This window comes from Gluconobacter sp. Dm-73, from assembly GCF_018256215.1.
Lineage (GTDB): Bacteria > Pseudomonadota > Alphaproteobacteria > Acetobacterales > Acetobacteraceae > Gluconobacter > Gluconobacter cadivus.
The window spans coordinates 21,165-41,332 of record NZ_JAERLW010000015.1; the positions used below are offsets into that span (position 1 = coordinate 21,165).

Here is a 20,168-nt window from a genome sequence, read left to right on the forward strand (position 1 = left end):
CGGCCCGAAACCACGGAGAAGTCCATGATTACGCGCGAAACCCTCAAATCTCTTCCTGCCAATGTCCAGGCGCCCCCTTACGACATTGACGGCGTGAAACCGGGGATCGTGCATTTCGGTGTGGGTAACTTTTTCCGGGCGCATGAGGCGTTTTATGTGGAGCAGATCCTCGAACACGCGCCTGACTGGGCGATCATCGGCGTTGGTCTGACGGGCAGTGACCGCTCAAAGAAAAAGGCCGAAGAATTCAAAAAACAGGACTGCCTGTATTCCCTGACCGAGACGGCACCTTCCGGCAAAAGCACGGTGCGCGTCATGGGGGCGCTGCGCGATTATCTTCTCGCCCCGGCAGATCCTGAAGCCGTGCTGAAGCATCTGGCCGATCCAGCGATCCGCATCGTGTCCATGACGATTACGGAAGGCGGCTACAACATCAACGAAACGACCGGTGCGTTCGATCTGGAAAATACAGCGGTGAAAGCCGATCTGCAGAACCCGGAAAAGCCGTCCACGGTCTTCGGTTATGTCGTCGAGGCTCTGCGTCGTCGCCGGGATGCCGGACACAAGGCGTTTACGGTTATGTCCTGCGACAACCTGCGCCATAATGGCAATGTCGCCCGCAAGGCCTTCCTCGGCTATGCGAAAGCGCGTGATCCGGAACTGGCGAAATGGATCGAGGAGAACGCGACTTTCCCGAACGGAATGGTTGATCGCATCACCCCGACCGTTTCAACAGCCATCGCCAAGAAACTGAACACGGCCAGCGGGCTGGATGATGACCTGCCGTTGGTGGCCGAGGATTTCCACCAGTGGGTTCTGGAAGATCAGTTCGCAGATGGCCGTCCGCCGCTTGAAAAAGCTGGTGTGCAGATGGTCGGGGACGTGACGGACTGGGAGCACGTCAAGATCCGGATGCTCAATGCCGGGCACGTCACGCTCTGTTTCCCGGGCATTCTGGTTGGCTATGAGAATGTGGATGACGCCATCGAAGACGGCGAACTCCTGGGCAATTTGAAGAACTACCTCAACAAGGATGTCATCCCGACCCTGAAGGCGCCGTCAGGCATGACGCTCGAAGGCTATCGGGACAGCGTCATCAGCCGTTTCTCCAACAAGGCGATGTCGGACCAAACGCTCCGGATTGCCAGCGATGGCTGTTCCAAGGTTCAGGTGTTCTGGACGGAAACCGTGCGCCGGGCGATCGAAGGCAAGCGCGATCTGTCGCGCATTGCGTTCGGAATTGCGTCCTATCTCGAAATGCTGCGTGGACGGGACGAGAAAGGCGGAACGTATGAATCGTCCGAGCCGACTTATGGCGAAGCTGAATGGAAGCTTGCCAAGGCTGATGATTTCGAAAGCTCTCTGAAGCTTCCGGCATTCGACGGATGGCGCGATCTGGACACGTCCGAACTGGATCAGAAGGTCATCGCGCTCCGAAAGATCATTCGCGAAAAGGGTGTGAAGGCCGCCATTCCGGCCTGAAGACATTTTTCGGAGTTAAAAACCCGCGCTCAATAGGAGCGCGGGTTTTTTTTATGCTCAGATCTGTCCCAGCAGGACAAGAATCACGACGATGACCACGATCAGGCCAAGTCCGCTGGAGGGGTAGTATCCCCATTTTGAGCTGTACGGCCATGACGGCAGCGCACCGATCAGCAGGAGGATCAGGATTACAAGAAGGATCAGTCCCATGGCACATCTCTCTTGCCGGTTGAGACTGCTTTACGCGCGTTGGTGAATGAAAGTTTCCGCAATATTGCGAAAGATCAAAGCTGTCGGTCGCGCTTGATGCGGTCCCAGGCGGCGTTGATGCGGGCGACCTTGTCCTGCGCGCGGCGGCGCTCGGCTTCGGACATGGGTTTCTGTGCCAAAACGTCCGGATGGTGTTCGCGGATCAGGGTCCGCCAGCGGACACGCACTTCGGTATCGGTGGCGGTACGCGTGATGCCGAGAATGCGATAGGCATCCGGTTCGTTCGAACTGGCAGCGCGGCTGTTGCCACTTTCCGCCCGATCCCACGCCCCTGCGGGGAGGCCGAAGGCGCGGTGGACACGCTGGAGGAAGTCGACTTCCTTAGGGTGCAGCTTGCGGTCTGGTCCGGCATCGGCACGGGCGATGCGGAACAGGGCCGTCATAAGGTTTTCAAGCGGTGCCGTGTTGTCGGCATAGGCGGCCCCCATTTCGCGGGCATACATCTCGAAGTCATCCGTACGGTCGCGGGCGCGATCGAACAGCATGCCGACTTCCTTGACGTTGTCGGATGGGAACTGGAAACAGGTCTTGAAAGCGTTGATTTCGTGACGGTTGACCGGGCCGTCGATCTTGGCCAGCTTTGCACACAGGGCGACAAGCCCGATGGCATAGAGCTGATCCCGCTTGCCCAGCGCCGCCGCGATCTTGGCTGCTCCAAAAAAGGCTGCGCTGTTGGGGTCAGGCCGACCATTTGCTGGGAAACGCTCGCTCCATCCCCCCGTTGAGGGTTTGAGCAGGGAACCGCTATCGGCAGCATGTCCCAAGGCCGCGCCCATCAGCGCTCCGAAAGGACCACCAACCGCGAAACCCGCGACACCACCGAACATCTTGCCCCAGATAGCCATGAGTTCAGCCTAGCACGCCCGTCCTCGGCGGCAAATGACAGATCGTACAGCCGCACGTCACGCGGTCTGAAAGCTTTTGCGTGAGGCGTGCTATGAAAGCGGAATGACGAACCCGGCCCCTCTTCAGGCTTTGTGGTGCTAGGGTTTCAGACTGTTTGACGGATATTTGTATGACTTCTTTGCTGCCCCCTCGTACTGACGATGAACTGATGGAGCTTCTGATCCGCCGGCTGCCCGAGAAGTTGCAGACGGTGCTGAACTGGCTGCGGGAACCGTCGCATAAATGGGTACGGATTCCGGCGGGCGTGCTGTTCATGCTGGGGGGCGTCCTGTCGATCCTGCCGGTTCTCGGATTGTGGATGCTGCCGGTTGGCATCATGCTCCTGTCACAGGATATTGCGCTGTTCCGCCGTTTGCAGGGCCGCGTCCTGCGTTGGGTCGAACGCAAGCACCTCGACTGGCTGGGACTAAACACCTAGCCTGAGGTTTCAATCCGCTTTTGCAGGTGCAGAAGTGCGGCAACCCGAAGCGCAGACGCCAGCGGACGTTCGGGCGGCCGTGTCGCGTCCAGCGAGGCGACCAGTGAGGCAAAGCTCTGCTGGCGCGTCGTGGCGATCATGTCCAGAACCGTCCAGAATTCGGGTTCGAGTGCCACGGACGTCCGATGGCCGGACAGGGACAGACTGCGTTTGACGAGATCGCTCATGCGGGGTGGTCCTCAAGCTGTTTGATGGCCCAGTCTGCCGTCTCGGCAATATCCGGGTCCGGATCTGCCAGCAGCTCTTGCGCGGAAGGGAGAAGCGACGGATCGGCGGAGTTGCCAATGGCGATCAGCACATTGCGTACAAACCGGTTGCGCCCGATCCGCTTGATGGGCGAGCCGGAAAAGAATGCCCGGAAGGTCGCATCATCCAGCCGGACCAGTTCATCAAGTTTCGGCGCCACCAGTTCGGGGCGGGCCTGAAGCTTGATATGCCGTGCGCTCTCGGCAAAGCGGTTCCACGGACAGACGGACAGGCAGTCGTCGCAGCCATAGATGTGGTTGCCAATTTTCGGGCGCAGGTCATGGGGGATCGGGCCTTTGTGCTCGATCGTCAGATACGAAATGCAGCGGCGCGCATCCATCCGGTAGGGCGCGGTAAAGGCATCGGTCGGGCAGGCGGTCAGGCAGCGCGTGCAGGAACCGCAGCTTCCACCTTTGGGCGCAGAAGGCGCGAGTTCCAGCGTGGTATAGATTTCGCCCAGAAGCAGCCAGGAGCCATGTTCCCGCGACACGAGACAGGTGTGCTTTCCCGTCCAGCCGAGTTGCGCCTTCTCCGCCAGTGCGCGCTCTGAAACTGGCGCGGTATCGACGAACACCTTCACCTGCGTCTCTGGTCCACCCAGTTTGACGACATACTGCGCCAGATGCTTGAGCATGCCCTTGATGACGTCGTGATAGTCGCGGTTACGGGCATAGACGGAAATATTGCCGCATTCGGGATCGGTCGTCGGTCCTTCCGCCGGGGCATAGGACAGGCCTAGCGAAATTACGCTTCGCACTTCGGGCCAGAGCGCCTGAGGATGGGCGCGTTCTTCGATGCGCGTCTCCATCCATTCCATTGTTCCGTGATGGCCCTGAGCGACGAATTCCCGCAGACTCTGCGCGACCTCCGGCCCAAGTTCGGCTTTGCAGAACCCGACCGCATCAAAACCCAGATGACGCGCATGGTCCGCAATCCGGGTTTCAAGCCCTGTGGCGGGTGTCGGAAAATCAGGCATGAAAAGAGATTGGTCTCACCGGTGAACGGACATCCATTATGTCATCGGGCATGCAAATGGACCAGCTTTTCCAGTGTTCGGAAGGCTCGTTTCAGACGGGGTTTGTCACGATCTGAAAATGGCTTGCCACGTCGGGGGCGGAGCGGCATCGTTGGGCCATGCGATATCCTTTCCGCTCCATTCTGCCCGCTGCTGTTCTGGGCATGATTTCCGTTCTGGCACTGCATCCGGTCGCACAGGCTGCCTCGTCCGCCGCGCAGGTTTACGATCACGTCCGGAACGATCCGGTGCGTCTGAACATGTTCCTGCGGGATTTTCCCAAAGGGGCGGATCTGCACAATCATCTGGCTGGCGCGATTTATGCTGAGAGTATGCTAGACTGGGCTGCACGCGATGGATTGTGCGTGTCCCTGACGGAAAAACGCATTCTCGACCATGCCTGCACCCATCCGGGAGACGGCGAATTTCCTGCTGCCGACCTGTCGCACCATGCGGGATCGGAAAATGCGCTGATCGATGCGCTGTCCATGCGCGATTTCGTGCCGTCGCCGGGGGATGCTTCCGGCCATGACCATTTCTTCGCGACCTTCGCACGATTTAACGCCATTGCCGACGCGCATGAGGGCGAAATGCTGGCCGAAGCCCGCGACCGTGCCGCGCGCGACCATGTGACGTATCTGGAACTGATGATCTCGCCCGGGATTGGTCCGATGATTGGGGCCGGTTTCCATCATCCGTTGCGGGGCGACGACCTCGCTTTCGCGCATCAGGCGCTCGTTCCGGAAATTCCGGCACTGGTGCAGAAGGCGCGCGCCGAGACGGACCGGATGGAGGCTCAGGCCCGGGACGTGCTGAAATGTGGAACACCGCAGGCCCATCCGGGATGCGCGGTCACGGTGCGCTATCTGTTCCAGACCTTGCGGACGCTGCCGCCTCAGGCCGTTTATGCGCAGCTCGATGCCGGATATGCGACTGTGAAAGCCGATCCGCGCTTCGTCGGGCTGAATATCGTCGCCCCTGAAGACGACGCGACCGCCATGCGCGATTACGACCTGCATATGCGGATGTTCCATTTCCTGAACGGCGTGTATCCGGGCGTGAAGCTGAGCTTGCATGCCGGCGAACTCACGACGGGCCTCGTGCCCACGGAGGGTCTGCGTCATCATATTCGCGCAGCCGTCGATGTGGCGGGTGCCAGCCGGATCGGGCACGGCGTGGATGTGGCGCTGGAGGACGATCCTGAATCGCTGCTGTCCGAAATGGCGCGGCGTTCTGTAATGGTGGAAATCAACCTGACCAGCAATGACGAAATCCTCGGCGTTAAAGGCGCGGCCCATCCGTTTTCGCTGTATCGCCGCGCCGGGGTGCCGATGGCGTTGTCCACGGATGATGAGGGCGTCTCACGTGGGGATCTGACACAGGAATATGTCCGTGCGGCTCAGACCTATGATCTGTCCTATGCCGATCTGAAAACGCTGTCCCGCGCCGGGCTGGAGTATGCGTTCGTGCCAGGCCCAAGCTTATGGTCCGATCATCAGCCGGGGCAGTTCGTTCCGGCCTGCCGGACTTTGCCTGTCACATCCGCGTCCTGCTCGGCGTTTTTGAAATCCAGCGAAAAAGCCCGTCTGCAATGGGCGCTTGAAGAGCGGTTCGGTACGTTCGAAGCCGCTGTCACACATGAGGGTCTCTATCAGTGAAATCTGTCTCAACCGTTTTCGGGGCCGCGCTCCTGTCCTTCTGTGTGTCTGGTCTGGCGTTGGCCCATGCCCCGATCCCCGTTCGCGTCGTCGTCGTCACGACGTTCGAGATCGGCAAGGATACGGGCGATACAGCGGGCGAATACCAGAACTGGATCGAGAAACTGCCCCTGCAGCAGACGATCCCGGCCCCCGGCACCGATCATGACGTGATGCACTACAATCCGGATCTGCATGTTCTGGGCATCGCGAGCGGCGAGGGACCGGAGCACATGGCCTCGGCCATCACGGCCCTCGTGCTCGATCCGCGGTTCGATCTGCGACATGCCTATTTCGTGCTGGCAGGGATTGGCGGGATTGATCCGAATTTTGGCACCATCGGCTCGGCCGTCTGGGCGCCGCGCGTTATCAATGGTGGCCTGTCTCATCTGGTGGACCCGCGTGAAATTCCTGCCTCATGGCCGGACGGGTTTACGCCCGTGCAGGGCAGCACTCCGGATGAAAAGCCGCGCCCTGCGCTCCATTCCGGCATGGGGGACATGGAATACACGCTCGACCCGGCCCTCGTGCAGTGGGCCTATGGGCTGACGAAGGACATCACGCTTCCCGACAATGACGGTTTGAAGGCCTCGCGCCTGCGTTACACCGGCTTTGCCGCAGCCCAGAAACCGCCTTCCGTCCAGCTTGGCGACACGATTTCTGGCGAGACGTTCTGGGTCGGCGCGAAAATGAACCAGTGGGCCGAGCGCTGGGTGAAATACTGGACGGATGGACAGGGCGTGATGGCCACGACGGCGGAAGAAGACGTCGCGTTCTGTCAGGCACTGGCGCTTCAGGGCAAGGCCGGAAGCGTTGATCCGAAGCGTGCGCTGATCCTGCGGACGGCCAGCAATTTCGACATGCCCCCGCCGGGCCAGAGTGCGGCGCAGCTTCTGTCGGACGAAGCGCATGAGACGGGCTTTTCAGGATTTCAGGCTTCGGTCGATGCAGCCTATACTGTGGGAAGTGTGGTCGTGAAGGAACTGGCGACGCACTGGGATCGGTACGGCAAGGCCTTGCCGTCGGCGCAATGAAGCATGTCTGATCAGCCGCCTCTCCAGACCGGTGTTCTCGAACGCCGGATGGGGAACTGGGCGCGAAATCGGCTGCCGCCTGTCCTGCGGGATGCTATCCTGTTCGTGCTCAAACAGGGCTGGGCCGCGCTGTTTGGCGGCCTCTTGCTGGGGGCGGCCCTGCTCACGAGCGTTTTCTGGCAGCCCGCATGGCCGGTGCACCGCTATGATGCGCTGTTCGTGTTCGCCATCGTGGTCCAGCTTCTTTTCCTTGCACTGAAGCTGGAAACCTGGACGGAAGCGCGCGTCATCGTGCTGTTCCATCTGACGGGAACGGCCATGGAGTGGTTCAAGGTCCGCGTGGGCGCCTGGGGCTATCCCGAACCCTGTTTCTTTCGTGTGATGGATGTACCGCTGTTTTCAGGCTTCATGTATGCCAGCGTCGGCAGTTACATGGCGCGCGCCATTCGTATTTTCGACATGCGCTTCATCCCTTATCCGCCATTCTGGCAGACATTTGGTCTGGCGCTGCTGATTTACGTCAACTTCTTCTCGCATCATTTCATTCCCGACCTTCGATATGCACTCTTTATGGGCACGCTCGCGGTCTATGGTCGCACCATGATCCATTTCCGGATCACACAGCGCGACTGGTGGATGCCGCTGCCTCTGGCCGCGTTCCTGTCGAGTGTTGCGCTCTGGATTGCCGAAAATGTCTGCACGACGAGCGGCATCTGGCGTTATGCGGGGCAGCATGGGCACCAGATGGTCGGTTTCAGCAAGATGGGATCGTGGTACCTGCTGCTTTACGTCGCCTTCATGACCGTCACGCTGCTGGATCGAAACCGGTTTTATCCGACCGCAAAAACCCGGGCTGCGACCTCTGGTCAGCGTGTCGGAACGTGGTCGCGGTAGCGGTCCCAGTGTGTGGCCAGTTCGCGCACGACCGGCTCTCCAGCGCGTTCGTTGTTGTCATAGGCGACGGCCTGCCCCGGTCCTTCGTCTCCCATGGACGCCGTGACCGAAACGCCGGGCGGGGGCATATCGAAATTGCTGCCTGAGCGCAGGACCATAATCCGCTCCGGATCAACATAGCCCAGCCGTGCCAGCATCCGCATGTCGTACTGGTAGTGCTGGCTTTCCTCATTAGTCATGACGAAATGTCCCTGACCTTTCGTCCACATCGAGACCCAGTTTTCGGCCCAGCGGTTGCGTTCCGCGCCATGCCAGTAGCGCTCGGTACCCAGCGTCTCGCCCATCAGCACCATCGGCGGCTTCTGCGCTTGCGGATAACCGGCCCACGCTCTGCGACGTTCGGCAATCACCGGATCATCCGAGAGTTTTACGTTCTGGCTCAGGGCAAAAGCCCAGCGCGCCAGACCACGGTTGAGCGGATAGGCCTTGGTTAATTGCGCCACATCCGTCACGGAGCCATAATGGTTCGGGTTGTCGGGCAGGGTGTCCGGACGGCTCGCACCGATGGCGTAGAGGCCGTAAGGCCAGCCCTTCGGAATGGTGCGGTCGTCGATTTCGCGCAGGGCGTCCGCATCCACGACCCATTGCGCCCAGGCGACGCTGCCGACCGATGCCATATTCGGATTGACGCCGGAAATGCCGGTGAACAGCCAGTAGGTGTGGTGCAGGTCAAAGCGCGGATCGAGTGCCAGTGCGTGCAGATCCATATCGCCATGGCGCAGGACGATGCCGTACACGCCATCCTTATTGCGGCGGAGCTGGTCCGGGACGCCGCGGATGGAGACGGTTTCGTCCAGATGCAGACGTTCCACCCAGTCCTGATACTCGCCGGGCGCGTCCCCGGTATCGTGCCCGACTTCGAAGTTCGCCACGACCAGAACGCGGATTTCTTCCGGCGCAGCGAGGGCCGTTCCGGTTGCGAGAGCGGTGCCTAGAATGAAAGCGGAAACGACGTTGCGCATCGAAGGGTCTTTCTGAAGGTGAGGCAGGGCTCTGCCCTGCACCCGGAAGGGGTCTTGACCCCTTCACCCCAATTTATAAATCGGGATCAAAGGGACTGAGGCCCTTTGTGGGGTCTGGGGCAAAGCCCCAGCTTACAGGGCCAGATCTGGCATGGGCCATTCGTCTTCGGTCCAGTCGCCTTTGGCCCAGTCTTCGCGCAGCTTTACGGCAAGTGCATCGAGCGTACCGTCTACGATGGCGGCGCGGATCTGGCGCATCAGGCGCTGGTAATAGGCCAGATTATGCCATGTCAGCAGCATCGGGCCGAGCATTTCGTTCGCGCGGAACAGATGATGCAGATAGGCGCGGCTGTAGCGACCGGCGACGGGTGTATCGTCATGAGGTGTCAGCGTGCGAGTGTCTTCGGCGAAACGGGCGTTCCGCAGATTGATGGCGCCGCGCTCGGTATAGGCGCGGGCCGTGCGACCCGCGCGCGAGGGCATCACGCAATCGAACATGTCCACGCCGCGCATGACCGCGCCCAGCAGGTCGTCCGGCGTGCCGACGCCCATCAGATACCGCGCCTTGTCCTGCGGCAGCATTGGCGTGGTGAAGTCCAGCGTCGAGAACATCAGTTCCTGACCTTCGCCCACGGCCAGGCCGCCGATCGCATAGCCTTCAAAGCCAATCTCGGTCAGGGCCTTGATGGAATATTCGCGTAAGTCCCGCTCGGTGCCGCCCTGCACGATGCCGAACTGACCGTATCCCTCACGCGCCACGAAAGCCTCGCGGGAGCGGGCGGCCCAGCGCATGGACATTTCCATGGATTTGCGCAGGGCTTCGGGTGTGGCGGGCAGGGCCGGACATTCGTCGAACGCCATGGTGATGGTCGCATCGAGCTTGAACTGGATGTCGGTCGAGATTTCCGGTGTCAGGCGGTGCTTGCTGCCGTCGATATGTGAGCGGAACGTCACGCCGTCTTCATCGAGCTTGCGCAGCGCGCCGAGTGACATGACCTGAAACCCGCCGGAATCAGTCAGGATCGGGCCGGGCCAGTCCATCATTCTGTGCAGGCCGCCCAGCTTCTGCACACGGTCCGCCGTGGGGCGCAGCATCAGATGATAAGTGTTGCCCAGAACGATGCCCGCACCCGTGGAGCGCACGGCGTCCATTGTCATGCCCTTGACCGTGCCGACGGTGCCGACCGGCATGAAGGTTGGGGTCGGGACTGTGCCGTGGCGGGTGTGCAGATGGCCCGCGCGCGCCATACCGTAGGTTGCTTCAGGCACCCAGGTCATTTTGGTGGCGTGATCGGTTTTGTGGTCGCTCATGGTGCGCGCTCCAGCAGGCAGGCATCGCCATACGAATAGAACCGCAATCCGTTGGCGATGGCGTAGGCATAGGCCTCACGCATGGTCTCGGTGCCGCTGAACGCGCAGACGAGCATGAACAGCGTCGAACGCGGCAGATGGAAATTGGTCATCAGGACGTCCACCGCCTTGAAGCGGTATCTGGGTTTGATGAAAATGGAGGTTTCGCCACGCCATGAGGCCACGGTCCCGTCTTCGCGGGCCGCGCTTTCCAAAAGTCGAAGTGACGTTGTGCCGACGGCTACGATCCGACCGCCGCGGGCGCGGGTCTCGTTGATGGCGGCGGCGGTTTCGGCGTCGATCTCACCCCATTCCGCGTGCATCTTATGCTCGGCAATGGTGGAGCGGACGGGCAGGAACGTGCCCGCGCCGACATGAAGCGTCAGGGTCCGGCGCTGGATGCCTTTTGCGTCCAGTGCTGCCAGTAGTTCAGGCGTGAAATGCAGGCCCGCCGTGGGGGCTGCCACAGCGCCGCGATACTGCGAGAAAATGGTGCGGTAATCCGTATCGTCCTGCTTCGTCGGGCCGAAGGGGCGTTCGATATAAGGGGGCAGGGCCAGCGCGCCGACCCGTTCCAGAAATGCGTCGAACGCATCGCCTTCAACCGAGAAGCGGATGCTGACTGCGCCGTCGCCTTCGTTTTCGACAACGGTGGCCGTGACGGGATCGTCTCCGAAATGCAGGACGTCCTGCGGCTTCAGCTTGCGCGAATTGCGCGCCAGGGCATGCCAGCTTCCATCCGCCAGAATACGGTCGAGCGTCAGGCCGATCTTGGCTTCTCCGCGCGTAGCAGCAAGCTGGGCGCGGATGACGGCTGTATTGTTGGCAATCAGCAGATCGCCTTCTCGCAGGAAATCCGGCAGGTCGCGGATCACATGCGGGTCAGGCGTCAGACCGGGCCGGACATGCAGCAGCGTTGCACTGTCACGCGGGCGTGCAGGTTCCGTCGCGATGTGATCGCGGGGGAGTTCGAAATCGAAGGGGGCGAGATCGTCCGTCATGGGAACGTTCTCTAGCAGGTTCGGCCCGCATGAAAACGTCAGACCCGCGGGCCTGACGTATCTTTTTGTGTAGCAGGTGTGCGTTTCAGGCCGAAACGCTGAGCAGATGGCTTGTATCGCTGCTGGAGCCAGAGTTCGAAGATCCGCCGGAAGTCGTCTCGGAAATGATGTTGCCCTGGGCGTCCTCGACGATGGTCGTCGTGGAGCCGTCGGCATTCAGTTTGGTTGTCGTGGTTTCCTGCGTGGAGGAACTGCTGCTGGACGATGAGGATGCGCTGGAAGATGACGCACTGTTCGCGCTGTAAAGGCTGCTCATGGCGGAAGAGCCAATGGAAGAAATGCCTGTCATGATGAAAAGACTCCGTTGGGAAGAAACGAAGACCAGTTTCGGATCAGAAGGTTAAGAAAGGATAAGGGCTCCTGTAACCGAGTGATACGGAGTGTATTCGGCTATGGTATCCGTGGCAGTTTCATTCGCAGGGAAGGCATGACCTGTAATCAAGATGTCATTTCATGCCCGGAAGTGTCTTTGCTTCCTGCCAGAGTGCTTCCATGGTTGGCAGATCCTGCTCGGCCATGGTCTGCCCTTTCCGCGCAAGCATGGCTTCCATCGCTTCAAAGCGGCGGGTGAATTTGGCATTGCTCCGGCGAAGGGCCGCTTCGGGGTCGATATCGAACTTGCGGGCCAGACTTGCGACGGTGAACAGAACGTCGCCCAGTTCGTCCTCGATGCGGTCCCGGTCTCCGCCGAGTTCGGCTTTCAGTTCGTCGATCTCTTCATGAACCTTGTCGAGAATGCCGGTGGGGTCGTCCCAGTCGAAACCCACGCGGGCGGCGCGGCGGCTCAGTTTCGCGGCGCGCATCAGGGCGGGGAGGGGGAGAGCAACACCGGCCAGTGCGCCGTATTCGGCCTTGCGCTGACGTTCGGCGTCTTTTTCCCGCTCCCAGGAATCGTCATCCAGAGCCGCATCGCCGAAAACATGCGGGTGACGGCGCACGAGCTTGTCGGCGATCAGTCCTGCCACGGTTTCGAAATCGAAATGCCCGGCTTCCTCGGCCATCTGGGCCTGAAAGACGACCTGAAGCAGCAGGTCCCCCAGTTCGTCGGGAATGGCCTCGTGGTCGTCACGGGCGATGGCGTCCATGACTTCATAGGCTTCCTCGATTGCGAAGGGGGCGATCGTGGCGGGGGTCTGTTCCACGTCCCAGGGGCAGCCGCCTTGCGGGTCCCGCAGGCGCTTCATGATGTCCAGCAGGCGGTCGATCTGCCGTGGGGACGGCGGGGAGGACGGCCGGTTGGACTGGGGCATGGGAAGATCCTCTTGTTATCGTGCTCAGAGGTTCATAGCCGTGCCGCCTTATGGATGAAAGCGCCGGATGCGCCCTGCGCGTGACAGCCTGACATTCCCGACGTAAAACGTCTTCCGGAACGGATTTACAGACGGGGTTGCAGGCGCATGGCACGCATTTTCATTGACGGAGAAGCAGGCACGACGGGTCTGGGAATCCGCCAGAGGATCGAAGCGCTTCCGGCGTCCTATGGTCTGGAAATCCTGTCGATCGCGCTGGATCTGCGTAAGGACAAGGCCGCCCGTCGTTCCATGCTCGAACAGGCCGATGTCGCCATCCTGTGTCTGCCGGATGAAGCCGCCTGCGAAATCGTAGCGCTGGCCGAGGGGCTGGATGTCCGGATTCTGGATGCCAGCACCGCGCATCGGATCGCGGATGGCTGGATTTACGGCTTTCCTGAAATGGATGCGGAACAGGCGGCTGCCATCAAGGGCGCGCGGTTTGTCGCCAATCCCGGCTGTTATCCGACGGGCGCCATTGCCCTGATGCGGCCTCTGGTTCGGGCAGGACTGCTTCCGGCCGATCATCCCGTCTCGATCAACGCTGTCTCGGGCTATAGCGGCGCAGGGCGCGTGGCGATCGAAGAGCATGAAAAGAACGGCGGTCCGGCGTTCTTTCTGTATGGGCTCAATCTCAAGCACAAGCATCTGCCCGAAATCCGGCACTATTCCGGCCTGACGCGCCAGCCGATTTTCGTGCCGTCGGTCGGGCATTTCCCTCAGGGTATGATCGTGTCCATCCCGCTGCATCTGAACGACCTGCCCGGTCAGCCTTCGGCGGCCGAGATCGAAGCCGTGCTTCAGGACGCCTATGCCGGATGCGCCCATGTGCGTGTTGTGCCCGCCGAGACGCAGCTTGTGGCGGACACTCTGGCTCATACCGACGATATGGAACTGCGGGTGCATCATAACGGCGAACAGGTCGTTCTGACTGCGCGGCTGGACAATCTGGGCAAGGGGGCTTCGGGCGCGGCCATCCAGAACCTGCTGTTGATGCTGGGTCTGTAACGCACGTTATTTCACACGGCTCGGATTTTGCACTCTGGCCCTTTTGCGGGGAATGCATTAGGGTCCGGGCTGCCCGCGCGAGAGTGGCGGAACGGTAGACGCAGTCGGCTCAAAATCGACCGCCGAAAGGCATAGGGGTTCGAGTCCCCTCTCTCGCACCATGAACGGTCATTTTCTGCCGGAATGACCTCAGGACCGATCAGCCCGGAACGTGCATGTCCAAGCCGACTGTCAAACCCTCTCGCCCGTTCTTCTCTTCAGGTCCCTGCGCCAAGCGTCCCGGATGGACTCTGACCGGCCTGGATCAGGCTCTGCTGGGCCGATCGCACCGTGCACCCGAGGGCCGTGTGCGCCTTAAAGAGGTCATCACCCGCTCCAAAGATTTGCTCGGTATTCCGTCGGACTGGCGCGTTGGAATCGTTCCGGCCTCCGATACGGGGGCCGTGGAAATGATTCTGTGGGCTCTTGCTGGTGAGCGCGGAATTGATGTCCTGTCCTTTGAAAGCTTTTCTGGAACCTGGGCGCAGGATCTGCGCGACGTTCTGAAAATCGAAGATCTGCGCGTTCTGGACGCGCCTTATGGCGAACTGCCGGATCTGACCGCTGTGGACTGGAGCCGCGATGTCGTTCTGACATGGAACGGCACGACATCGGGTGTCCGCATCCCCAATGCTGACGTCATTCCGGCCGAGCACGAAGGTTTGGTCATCTGTGACGCGACCTCCGCCGCTTTTGCGATGGATCTGCCCTGGGATCGGCTCGATATTGTAACATGGTCCTGGCAGAAGGCACTGGGGGGCGAGGCCGCGCATGGCATGGTGGCGCTCAGCCCGCGTGCCGCTGCCCGCCTGTCGCAACCCTCCCCGCGTCCGCTGCCCAAGATTTTTCGTCTGGCTAATAAAAAGGGCCTGATCGAAGCCATTTTCGAAGGCGATACGATCAACACGCCGTCCATGCTCTGCGTCGAGGACGCGCTGGACGGTCTGCGCTGGGCCGAACAGATCGGCGGTCTTTCCGCCCTGAAAGCCCGCTCGCAGCAAAATCTGGCGGCTGTTGCCCAATGGATCGAAACGGCGGACTGGGTGTCGTTCCTCTCTGTCCGGGAAGAGACCCGGTCCAGCACGTCCATCTGTCTGAAAATCACGGCGCCATGGTTTGAAAGCCTGTCTGAAGAGGCGAAGGGCAAGGCGGTCAAGCATCTGACCGGGCTCGTTGCAAAGGAAGATGCCGGTTACGATCTGGCTGCCTATCGCGATGCCCCCGCCGGTCTGCGGATCTGGGGCGGGGCGACGGTCGAGACGGCTGATATTGAAGCGCTGTTGCCCTGGCTCGACTGGGCGCATGAACAGACCCGTCTGGAGTTTTCGGCATGAGTCTGTATTCCGAAAGCCCAAGCGCCGCCCTGCTGCCGTCCGGTTTTGCAGACCTGCTGCCCGGTGAGGCCGAAGCCGAAGCCCGTGGCATTGCCAGCGTGATGGAAGCGTTTTCCCGTCACGGCTATCAGCGCGTCCGGCCCCCTCTGCTGGAATTTGAAAGCTCTCTTCTGGGTGGTTCGGGAGAATCCCTCGCGCCCCAGACCTTCCGTCTGATGGATCCGAACTCGCATCGTATGATGGCGCTGCGTCCGGATATGACGACGCAGATTGCCCGGATCGCGAGCATCCGTCTTCAGGACGCGCCCCGTCCTCTACGCCTGTCGTATTCGGGAAGCTGTATTGTTGTCGGCACGCCGGGCCGTGAAGCCGATCGTCAGGTCTCGCAGGCCGGCATCGAATTGATCGGCCCCGACAGTGCGCAGGCCGATGCGGAAGTCATTGCGCTCGGCGCAAAGGCGCTTGCGGAACTGGGAATCGAGGGCGTGTCGTTCGATCTGTCCATGCCCGCTCTGGCGCTGGGCCTGATCGAAGGCGTTATCCCCGAAGCCGACCGCGAACCCCTGCTGCATGCGCTGGACCGCAAGGATGCCAGTGCCGTGGCGGAACTGGGCGGCCCGGTCGCCGGAATGCTGGCCGTCATGCTGCGCGCTGCTGGGCCTGCTGACCGCGCGCTGGATCTGCTGGCTGAACTAGATTATCCCAAGGATATTGCCGGACATTTCGAACGTCTTGCAGCCTCCGTGGCAGCGATCCGCGAGCGCAGCCCCGATCTGCGCCTGACGATTGATCCCGTGGATTTCCGGGGCTGGCGCTATCATACCGGTCTTTGCGTAACGGTATTTTCGACCAGTTCGCGTGAGGAGTTGGGGCGCGGTGGACGCTATCTGGCGGGGCAGGAGCCTGCCTGCGGCCTGACGCTCCGCCCGCAGGCCCTTTTGCGTGCAGCCCCGGTGCCTGCGTCGCGCCCGCGCTGTTATGTGCCTGTCGATCTGGACGCATCCCGTCTTTCAGGCTTGCACAAGGCCGGTTATGCCACGGTGTCCGCCCTGTCTCATGACGAGGACGCGCTCGCTCAGGCGCAGCATCTGCGTTGCACCCATGTCTGGAAGGACGAGGCGGCCCAGCCGCTCTGACCTTGCCGGTCCCTTTCGTTTCTCCCGTCTCGTATTGTCAGTTCTAGGAAGTCAGCTCATGTCCAACGTCACCGTGATCGGAACCCAGTGGGGAGACGAGGGTAAAGGCAAAATTGTCGACTGGCTCGCCAGCCGTGCCGATATCGTTGTCCGCTTTCAGGGTGGCCACAATGCCGGTCACACGCTGGTCGTGGGTGAGCAGGTCTACAAGCTGTCCCTGCTGCCGTCCGGTCTGGTGCGCGGCAAGATCGGCGTGATTGGCAATGGCGTCGTCGTGGACCCGAAAGCCCTGATGACCGAGATCGACCGCGTAACCGCACAGGGCCTCGTCGTAACGCCCGAGACGCTGTGGATTGCCGAGAACGCTCCGCTGATCCTGCCGGTTCATGGTGCGCTCGATCGTGCGCGTGAAGCTGCCCGTGGTGAGCATAAGATCGGCACGACCGGTCGTGGCATCGGCCCAGCCTATGAAGACAAGGTCGCCCGTCGCGCCATCCGTATCTGCGATCTGGCCGAGCCCGAGACGCTGGACTGGAAGCTGGACGAACTGCTCCTGCATCACAACACGCTGCTGGCCGGTCTGGGTGCCGAGACCTTCACGAAGGAGCAGCTCAAGGACTTCCTGACCGAGATCACGCCGCGCCTTCTGCCGTTCTCCTGCCAGGTCTGGGACCGTCTGGACGAAGCCCGTCGCGCCGGTCGTCGCATCCTGTTCGAAGGTGCGCAGGCTGTCATGCTGGACGTCGATCACGGCACCTATCCGTATGTCACGAGCTCCAACACGGTTGCGGCTGTGGCAGCTTCGGGCAGCGGTGTCAGCCCGTCTTCCGTAGGCTTCGTGCTCGGAATTGCCAAGGCTTACACGACCCGCGTGGGCGAGGGACCGTTCCCGACCGAACTGCATGACCAGACCGGCCGGACCCTCGGGGAGCGTGGTCATGAATTCGGCACTGTCACAGGCCGTCCCCGCCGTTGCGGCTGGTTCGATGCGGTTCTGATCCGTCGCGCCGTTCGCGTCGGTGGCGTCAGCGGCATCGCCCTGACGAAGCTGGACGTTCTGGATGGTCTGGACGAGATTTCGATCTGCGTGGGCTATGAGCTGGACGGCCAGAAAATCGAAACCTTCCCGTCCGCTCCGGGCGCGCAGTCTCGCGTCAAGCCGGTTTATGAAACGATGCCGGGCTGGAAAGAAACGACCGCTGGCGCACGATCCTGGGCCGAGCTGCCCGCCCAGGCCATCAAATATGTCCGCCGCATCGAGGAACTGATCGAAGCTCCGGTGACGCTGCTGTCCACCAGCCCGGAACGCGACGACACCATCCTGATGCGCGATCCGTTCGAAGACTGATCTCTCACGACCGGAATCGGTCGTTGCATTAACGAAGTCTCAATCCCTGTCCGGCACAAAAGGACCGGACAGGGAAACAGCGGGATTTCGATGGCCGACACGCAGGCAGATAACAGCCAGGAACTGCTCATTGCCGAGCGGTATCTGATCAGCCTGGATCACAAACAGCCTGATTTCGGTGGTTGTGCGACATATGGCGCGCAGGACATGACGGCCTCCGGGGCGTCCTATCTTGCACTGGCTCCCTTCGTGCCTTCCGCCCGTCTTTCCGAATTCATGTTCTTTCGTCATGAGAGCGTGATTCCGATTCAGACCCATGAATACTGCCAGGGTGCTTTATGGGTTCTCTGTCCCCATCCTCCCGGCCCGTCTCTTGCTGAAAGTCTCGGTCTGTGGACCGAGAGCCAGCTGATTGATGGCGTCATCCGCCCGTTTGCCGGGCTTCTCCAGAAGCTGGAAGCAGCCAATCTGACCTGCCGCAGCATCCGCCCGGACAACATGTTCGTCGGGCAGGGACTGCACAAAGTCGTGCTCGGGCCATTGGGTGTTACCGCGCCTGCTGAAAAACAGCCTGTTCTGTTCGAACCCCTGTCTTCGGCGGTCTGCCGTCCGTCTGCGCGGGGCGAGGGGACGACGGATTGCGACATCTTCTCGCTGGGTGTGATTATTCTCGCGCTTGCGATTGGGAAACTGCCTCTTGAAGGACTGTCCGACGCGGAGATCCTCAAGCGACGCTTCGAGATCGGTACGCCTGCGGCTTATATGCAGGACCAGAAAGTTCCTGTCGGGCTGCGGTCCCTCCTGACCGCCATGCTGGCGGATGATCCGCATAATCGCCCTTCTCCACGCGATCTGGTGACGATAGCGCCGAGCAAGGTTTTTACGGTCCGCCCGGTCATTCCCGCCCGCATTCCGCTCATGATCGGCGGAAACGCCGTGCATACGCCTCAGGCCCTGGCATGGTACGCCGGACGCCACCCCACCGAGTTTTCCGCGCTGCTGCAAAGGAAAGTCGTCAGTAACTGGCTCCATGGGGAGCTTGAGCTCTCCGTGATGGCGAGCCTGATCGAACAGGCCAGCGCCTCGTTTCTTCCTGCGGGCGGAAGCAAGGCAGTCGATCCGGCGACGATGGTCATCACGCATGCGATTTCCGTGCTTGATCCCGCTGCGCCCATGTTTTGGGGAGGAATATGGTTCTGGCCCGAGGCGTTGCCACAGATGATGGTTCAGGCAACCGTTAGGCCTGATAACCCGGACGATGAACGAACGGTCCGCAATATCCTGAGCTTTATGGCGGGGAACCCGGATGCCTTCCTGTCGGCCCATCTTCCGCAGAGACAGGGGCGGCAGATCACGGCGTTGTCGACGGCAGCGCGGCGGATAGCTCTTAAAGGAGCGGAACTGGTCAGGCGTTTCCCCTATGAGATGAACAGTTATCTTCCGTGTCTTTCAAAAAAATGTCTGGATGCGCGGATCTCCGTGCCGGAAGGGCTGTTGCAGTGGCTGAACCGCCATGTGGGCATTGAAGACCTGCCGGATGACATGCTGGGGCGAAGCGGTTTTCTGGATGATCAGATGCGCTCTTTCCTTGAGGCGCATTGCGCGCGTCAGGGAGTTGTTCCTTTGTCGCAATCACAGAAAGCCGGGTTGCCAGGCTGGCTGGCGGATCTGACCCTGCTCGCAGCAGTTCAGAGGAAATTCGACACCGCGCCACTCAGTTTTCTGGCGCAGCGGGCTTTGCCTCTGCTTGAGGCGGAGCTGCGCCAGTGGCGGAGCAAGAGTGCGCGTGCCCGTCGGCGCGTGCGTCTGGGAAAAGCAGCCGAAAACGGAAATCTGGGCGTCTTTCTGGCAACGGTCAACGATCCAACGGGTCTGCGGCTGGACCAGAGGCAGGCTCAGGAAGCCGAAGCCGAAATTAGCAATCTGATGCGTGTTCTCGATGAAGCGCCTGAACGCAAAGCCGCCAATGATCGCGAGGCGCGAAACTCCGGTGAGTTCTTTTCTCTTCTGACAGGCATCGCAGTCGCAATGGCAAGTATCTGGCTGGAATTCTGCCAGTGAGGAAGATTTATGGCGTCTGTTAGGTCGGCAGAAGCGGGAACGCTCCGTGCTCCGGGATTTCGGTGGTGGCACGGAATCATCATTGGCCTGATGCTGTCCTATGTGCCCGGAAGTCTGCTTGTTGCCGGTGTGCTGCTGTTGCCTCTGGTGGCTCTGAAACTGTTTGATCCGAATGCGGATGGTCAGCGTCTCATGATCGTTCTGTTTTATGTTGGCGCGGTCATGGTACATCCCCTGCACGAAGCCTGGGCGGCCAACGGCGACTGGGAGACCTGCATCGCGCAGATTACCCAACCCGTAACACTGGCGCTGGACTGGCTGGCGGCTGGTGCGGCGTGGCTTGTGGCGGAGGCTTCAGCCATTGGTGGGCGACTCTGGAATGCGGAAGTGGCACGACGCGAGCGCAAATCCATCGAAAAACGGATCGCGTATCTTCAGGACGAATGGATGTCTTCGGACGAAGGTGCTCCTGCGAACTGAGATTTCTCGCAGATCGCA

20 protein-coding genes and 1 tRNA gene are annotated in these 20,168 nt (G+C 60.9%); 12 read left to right on the forward strand and 9 right to left on the reverse strand.

Features of this window, described 5'->3' with window-relative positions:
* The first annotated feature begins 24 nt into the window (after window positions 1-24).
* On the forward strand, window positions 25-1,482 hold the full coding sequence (locus JK176_RS13995; RefSeq protein WP_211588280.1) for a mannitol dehydrogenase family protein: 1,458 nt from the start codon (window positions 25-27) through the stop codon (window positions 1,480-1,482).
* Window positions 1,483-1,539: 57 nt separating this feature from the next.
* Here JK176_RS13995 and JK176_RS14000 read toward each other — a convergent pair whose 3' ends face one another.
* Both JK176_RS14000 and JK176_RS14005 read right to left on the reverse strand, forming a co-directional pair.
* A complete protein-coding gene (locus JK176_RS14000) occupies window positions 1,540-1,692 on the reverse strand; it encodes a DUF3309 family protein (RefSeq protein ID WP_082790651.1) in 153 nt (50 codons plus the stop codon).
* 74 nt (window positions 1,693-1,766) lie between these two features.
* Entirely contained in the window at window positions 1,767-2,597 is an 831-nt protein-coding gene (locus JK176_RS14005; protein ID WP_194263170.1) for a TerB family tellurite resistance protein, read from the reverse strand.
* Window positions 2,598-2,767: 170 nt separating this feature from the next.
* Here JK176_RS14005 and JK176_RS14010 point away from each other — a divergent pair, with 170 nt between their 5' ends.
* The gene (locus tag JK176_RS14010) at window positions 2,768-3,076 is read left to right on the forward strand and encodes a hypothetical protein (RefSeq protein ID WP_211588281.1); all 309 of its coding nucleotides are present in this window, start codon (window positions 2,768-2,770) and stop codon (window positions 3,074-3,076) included.
* Here the strand turns inward: JK176_RS14010 and JK176_RS14015 are convergent.
* Together JK176_RS14015 and queG are read right to left on the reverse strand one after the other, a co-directional pair.
* Complete coding sequence (locus JK176_RS14015; RefSeq protein WP_211570780.1) at window positions 3,073-3,303, reverse strand: ribbon-helix-helix domain-containing protein; 231 nt, start codon at window positions 3,301-3,303, stop codon at window positions 3,073-3,075. The two genes, JK176_RS14010 and JK176_RS14015, sit on opposite strands and share 4 nt — an antisense overlap.
* Window positions 3,300-4,358, reverse strand: coding sequence for a tRNA epoxyqueuosine(34) reductase QueG (gene queG / locus JK176_RS14020; protein ID WP_211588282.1), 1,059 nt, complete (start codon window positions 4,356-4,358; stop codon window positions 3,300-3,302). The genes JK176_RS14015 and queG overlap by 4 nt, the downstream gene beginning before the upstream one ends.
* A gap of 158 nt (window positions 4,359-4,516) precedes the next feature.
* Between queG and JK176_RS14025 the strand changes: the two genes are divergently transcribed.
* From JK176_RS14025 to JK176_RS14035, 3 genes are read left to right on the forward strand one after another with little or no spacing between them, the layout of a single operon-like run.
* Window positions 4,517-6,055: an adenosine deaminase gene (locus JK176_RS14025; protein ID WP_211588283.1), complete on the forward strand. Its 1,539-nt coding sequence runs from the start codon at window positions 4,517-4,519 to the stop codon at window positions 6,053-6,055.
* Window positions 6,052-7,128, forward strand: a complete 1,077-nt coding sequence (locus JK176_RS14030) for a purine nucleoside permease (RefSeq protein ID WP_211588284.1) — start codon at window positions 6,052-6,054, stop codon at window positions 7,126-7,128. Before JK176_RS14025 ends, JK176_RS14030 begins: the two co-directional genes overlap by 4 nt.
* Before the next feature lie 3 nt (window positions 7,129-7,131).
* Window positions 7,132-8,022: a DUF817 domain-containing protein gene (locus tag JK176_RS14035; protein ID WP_211588285.1), complete on the forward strand. Its 891-nt coding sequence runs from the start codon at window positions 7,132-7,134 to the stop codon at window positions 8,020-8,022.
* On the opposite strand, the gene JK176_RS14040 is transcribed toward JK176_RS14035, so the two are convergent.
* From JK176_RS14040 to mazG, 5 genes are all read right to left on the reverse strand, one after another.
* The gene (locus JK176_RS14040) at window positions 7,995-9,044 is read right to left on the reverse strand and encodes a purine nucleoside permease (RefSeq protein ID WP_211588286.1); all 1,050 of its coding nucleotides are present in this window, start codon (window positions 9,042-9,044) and stop codon (window positions 7,995-7,997) included. The two genes, JK176_RS14035 and JK176_RS14040, sit on opposite strands and share 28 nt — an antisense overlap.
* Before the next feature lie 132 nt (window positions 9,045-9,176).
* Window positions 9,177-10,322 (reverse strand): tRNA guanosine(34) transglycosylase Tgt, encoded by a 1,146-nt coding sequence (gene tgt, locus JK176_RS14045; protein ID WP_211588306.1) that lies wholly within the window; start codon window positions 10,320-10,322, stop codon window positions 9,177-9,179.
* A gap of 29 nt (window positions 10,323-10,351) precedes the next feature.
* Window positions 10,352-11,395, reverse strand: coding sequence for a tRNA preQ1(34) S-adenosylmethionine ribosyltransferase-isomerase QueA (gene queA, locus JK176_RS14050; RefSeq protein WP_211588287.1), 1,044 nt, complete (start codon window positions 11,393-11,395; stop codon window positions 10,352-10,354).
* 85 nt (window positions 11,396-11,480) lie between these two features.
* Window positions 11,481-11,744: a hypothetical protein gene (locus JK176_RS14055; RefSeq protein ID WP_211576587.1), complete on the reverse strand. Its 264-nt coding sequence runs from the start codon at window positions 11,742-11,744 to the stop codon at window positions 11,481-11,483.
* Between the two features lie 157 nt (window positions 11,745-11,901).
* Complete coding sequence (gene mazG / locus JK176_RS14060) at window positions 11,902-12,705, reverse strand: nucleoside triphosphate pyrophosphohydrolase (RefSeq protein ID WP_211588288.1); 804 nt, start codon at window positions 12,703-12,705, stop codon at window positions 11,902-11,904.
* A 147-nt stretch (window positions 12,706-12,852) separates the two neighbouring features.
* Here mazG and argC point away from each other — a divergent pair, with 147 nt between their 5' ends.
* From argC to JK176_RS14095, 7 genes are all read left to right on the forward strand, one after another.
* Window positions 12,853-13,752, forward strand: a complete 900-nt coding sequence (gene argC / locus JK176_RS14065) for an N-acetyl-gamma-glutamyl-phosphate reductase (protein WP_211588289.1) — start codon at window positions 12,853-12,855, stop codon at window positions 13,750-13,752.
* A 77-nt stretch (window positions 13,753-13,829) separates the two neighbouring features.
* Window positions 13,830-13,913, forward strand: a tRNA-Leu gene (locus JK176_RS14070).
* Window positions 13,914-13,967: 54 nt separating this feature from the next.
* The gene (locus tag JK176_RS14075; protein ID WP_211588290.1) at window positions 13,968-15,125 is read left to right on the forward strand and encodes a phosphoserine transaminase; all 1,158 of its coding nucleotides are present in this window, start codon (window positions 13,968-13,970) and stop codon (window positions 15,123-15,125) included.
* On the forward strand, window positions 15,122-16,261 hold the full coding sequence (locus JK176_RS14080; RefSeq protein ID WP_211588291.1) for an ATP phosphoribosyltransferase regulatory subunit: 1,140 nt from the start codon (window positions 15,122-15,124) through the stop codon (window positions 16,259-16,261). The genes JK176_RS14075 and JK176_RS14080 overlap by 4 nt, the downstream gene beginning before the upstream one ends.
* 58 nt (window positions 16,262-16,319) lie before the next feature.
* Window positions 16,320-17,609, forward strand: coding sequence for an adenylosuccinate synthase (locus JK176_RS14085; protein WP_211588292.1), 1,290 nt, complete (start codon window positions 16,320-16,322; stop codon window positions 17,607-17,609).
* Between the two features lie 90 nt (window positions 17,610-17,699).
* Window positions 17,700-19,670, forward strand: a complete 1,971-nt coding sequence (locus tag JK176_RS14090) for a hypothetical protein (protein ID WP_211588293.1) — start codon at window positions 17,700-17,702, stop codon at window positions 19,668-19,670.
* A 9-nt stretch (window positions 19,671-19,679) separates the two neighbouring features.
* Window positions 19,680-20,150: a hypothetical protein gene (locus tag JK176_RS14095; protein WP_194263155.1), complete on the forward strand. Its 471-nt coding sequence runs from the start codon at window positions 19,680-19,682 to the stop codon at window positions 20,148-20,150.
* Window positions 20,151-20,168 lie beyond the last annotated feature (18 nt).